The following is a 4,168-nucleotide window of genomic DNA, read 5'->3' as shown; positions in this document are numbered from 1 at the left end:
TTCGTAAGCACCGAGTGTTGTCCATTTCACCTGCTCCAACAAAGATAAAAAAGAAGGATTGTTGCTTAAGTCGCTACGCAGTGCCAATGTATTGATAAAAAAACCGATCAACCCTTTTACTTCCTCCTGTTGACGTGCAGCTGCAGAAATGCCAACACAGACATCTGTTTGATTACTGTAACGATACAATAATACCTTGAAAACGGCTAGCATCGTCATAAATAACGTTACCTCCTGTTGCTGTGATAATTTTTGCAACTGATCAGACAAATCACGATCAAGGGTAAACGAAAATTGTGACCCTCCCGTATGTTGTATAGCCGGCCGCAGATAATCAGCAGGTAATTGCAATGTACTTACTCCTTCCAGTTTATCTTTCCAGTAACGCAGCTTTTCATCCAATACGGCACCTGATAAATAGGTGCGCTGCCAGATGGCATAATCTGCATATTGAATTTCAAGAAGGGGAAGCTCTGCAGAGCGTTCTTCGACGTAAGCTTCATATAACGCTACCAGCTCCCGCACTATAATACTCTTTGACCATGCATCTGACGCTACATGATGCATAGTAGCCACGAGTACATATTCTTCCTTGTCCAGTACTATTAAATGTGCCCGTAACAAATAATCTACTGTTAAATTAAAAGGTGTATCAATCAATGCTTTCACATAAGTTTGCAGCGCTATTGCATCTGTTTTATACCGGGGCTTATCCGTTATAGTCAGTTTCCATTTATCAATATCCTGTATGCGTTGATAAGCTATCCCTTCTTCCTGCGAAATAACTGTCCTGAGTACTTCATGACGATTAACTATTGTCTTTAAAGCATGTGTAAGTGCATTCCTGTCAAGGCTTCCATTCAGTCTTATCACAGCTGGAATATGATATTGTACTGTACCTTCCAATTGGTCAATAAACCACAAACGTTCCTGGCTGAATGATAATGGGATGCGTTCTGACATGCGTCTTCGGGCAACAGGTATTTTTTTATTGAAAGATATACCTGATTTGTGTCGCCGGTGTTTTTTGAAATATTCTAATAGATATTCTTTATTATCCTGCAGAACATTTAAAAATGATCCGTCAATCTCTCTTGATTTGTTTGTTTTTATTACCAGTTTATCATTATCAAAAGATATTTTAATGCCAATACTATTTGCTTTTTCCAATAAATCTATCACCTCGGTTAAATTAAAACCTTGCATATTTAATAGTTTAATGATGAAAGAAGATCAGATAAAATTATAATTCAATACTATTTACCTCTTCCTCTTCAGATAAAAAGTCATGTTGAATAACTTTTAAATACTTAGCTAATGCTGCAATTGAGGGAAGTTGAAAAAAGGTACCAACAGGTATTTCTATCTGTAATGCTTTATGAATTTCTGAGATCATGCGGATGGCGAGCAGTGAGTGTCCTCCCAGCTCAAAAAAATTATCATGGATGCCCACCCGTTCAGCATATAATAATTTCCTCCAGATATTTACCAATAACTGCTCTGTTTCATTACGTGGGGCTACATATTCATGCATTGATAAATCGTCTGCACCGGGAGCCGGCAATACCTGTTTATCTATTTTTCCATTAGCAGTAAGCGGTAATTTTTCCATTTTTACAAACAGATGGGGGATCATATATTCCGGCAGCTTCATTTTCAGATAAGAGAGAATGCCTTCTTTATCAAAATCACCATGAGGAACAATATAGCCCACCAACTGTTTACTACTGCTATTATCATCATTGACTGTTCTGGCCAGGACTACCACCTGATCCACCAGCCCGCAGTGCTGTAATACATTTTCTATTTCCCCCAATTCTATCCGGTATCCACGGATCTTTACCTGTTCATCTATCCGGCCAAGATATTCAATGTTGCCACCAGGTAACCATCTGGCCACGTCGCCTGTTTTATATAATCTTGCGCCTTCTTCTTTACCGAAAGCATCCGGGATAAACCTGGCAGTGGTCAGTTCAGGGCGATTAAAATATCCTCTTGCCACCTGGGTGCCTCCAATATGCAACTCCCCGGCAACTCCGATTGGTACTATATTTCCTTCTTCATCCAAAATATAGGTACGGATATTATTGATCGGTTTTCCTATTGTAATTAAATTGTTTTGCGGTTCTATAGCAGCTACTGTAGACCATACAGTACATTCCGTAGGTCCGTATTCGTTATACAGAGAACTATTTTCAGTTATTGCAAAATGACGTTTTACCAGATCTTCATCCAGGCGTTCCCCTGCCAGGATCACTCTTTTCAGCGATGAACCTTTTACAATATCTTCATCCAATAAAAACCTGTAATAAGCAGGCACACAAAGAATGACATCTGCATTATTCAATAACCCTTTTATACTTACAGGAGTTTTTAGCTGTTCTTCCTTGCAGAGTAGCAACCTACCGCCTGCACACAGGCTCCAGAATATCACCGCCACTGATGAATCAAAAGAGAAAGAAGGCACCAGGAAGATAGTACCAATATCCTTGTAATAGTTAATCCTGGATAATGTAGATGATACCAGGCTTTTATGCTCTACCATCACCCCTTTCGGTTGGCCAGTAGAACCCGAAGTATATATGACGTACGCCAGGCTGGAAGGCAGTACTTTTGTTCGTACTTTTTCTGTTGACAACTGTGCAATAGTGGGCCAATCGTTGATAATATCAATGATTTCAATAGCCGAATTCTCATCAGCCGGATAATTCCAACCGCTACTACTTACAACCAGGCCAGCACCTATGTCTGTTATCATAAAATTAATCCTGTTCGCGGGATACGTTGGGTCAATAGGTACATAAGCACCGCCTGCTTTCATAACGCCCAATATTCCTATGATCATTTCCAAAGAGCGCTCCATACAAACAGGCACACATGTTTCCGCGTTAACTCCTTTACCGGCCAGGTAGTGAGCCAATTGATTAGCGCGTGCATCCAGCTCACGATATGTTAAAACAATATCTTCAAACACAACGGCCCGGGCATCAGGTGTACGTACTGCCTGCTCTTCAAACAGATCAATAATCGTCTTATCTACCGGGTAACCGGCTACAGCGCCATTAAAGGTCACAGATAACTGGTGCATTTCGGCTGTGGTGAGCATATTCAATGCACCTATCTGCTCATCTGGTGATTTCACAACAGATCTTAGTAAGGTTTCAAAATGAAGTATCATCCGATCTATTGTTGCTGCGTTGTACAGATCAGCACAGTAAGCTATTCTACCGCCTAAGCCCTCCATATCTTCCCTTAGTGAAATGATCAGATCAAATTGTGATGCTACGTGTTCAATAGGTTCTTCTGATAATTGCAAGGCTTCCAAATGCAACCCGGAGGCTTCCGGCATATTATGCAGTTCAAACATTATCTGAAACAAAGGATGCCGGCTCATATTCCGCTCTTTTGTTACCGCTTCTACCACTTTCTCAAAAGGTACTTCCTGGTGATCGTAAGCAGCCAGCGTAGTTTGTTTTACCTGTTCCAATAAAGAAATAAACGAAGGGCATCCGCTTAAATCACTTCGCAGGGCGAGCGTATTAACAAAAAAGCCGATCGATGCTTCTGTTTCTTCTTGTGTTCTGCCGGCTACCGGGCTTCCTACACAAATATCTTTTTGCCCGCTGTAACGATACAGCAACACCTTGAAAAGGGCTAGCAGCGCCATGTATAATGTTACTCCATGTTCCAGCGATAACGCTTTCAATTGTGCTGATAATTCCTGGTCGAACTTAAATTCCCTCATTTCTCCACGGGTACTTTGTACAGCAGGCCGCGGATAATCAGTGGGGAAATTTAAAACACTTACTCCTGCCAGTTTATCTTTCCAGTAGGCAAGTTTTTGTTCCATGAGCGCTCCTGATAAATATGCCCGCTGCCAGATGGCATAGTCGGCATATTGAATCGCTGGCAGCGGCAACTGCGCAGGAACTCCCTCTATATATGCATTGTAAAAACCGGCCAGCTCTTTTACGATAATGCCGGCAGACCACGCGTCTGACGCGATATGATGCAACGTGATCACAAGTATATGCTCCCGGGGGCCCAATACTATTAAATGCGCCCGCAACATATGATCAGCCGATAAATCAAAGGGACGGATGATCAGCGATTCAATACAGGCGTGCAGCAAGGTCTCGTCCTCTCTATAAGCTGCAACATCTATGAT

The 4,168-nt window shown here is 41.6% G+C and carries 2 protein-coding genes; both read right to left on the bottom strand.

All coding sequences use genetic code 11. The features are described 5' to 3' along the window. Window positions 1–1,206: condensation domain-containing protein (locus tag CLV51_RS28720; RefSeq protein ID WP_245899007.1), on the bottom strand; the 1,206-nt coding region annotated here is incomplete at its 3' end. 37 nt (window positions 1,207–1,243) lie between these two features. Then, the coding region (locus CLV51_RS28715) for a non-ribosomal peptide synthetase (protein ID WP_146151406.1) at window positions 1,244–4,168 on the bottom strand (2,925 nt) is incomplete at its 5' end.

Source organism: Chitinophaga niastensis, from assembly GCF_003014755.1.
Lineage (GTDB): Bacteria > Bacteroidota > Bacteroidia > Chitinophagales > Chitinophagaceae > Chitinophaga > Chitinophaga niastensis.
The sequence above is the reverse complement of the archived record's forward strand: the minus strand, read 5'-3'. Positions and strand labels throughout refer to the sequence as shown.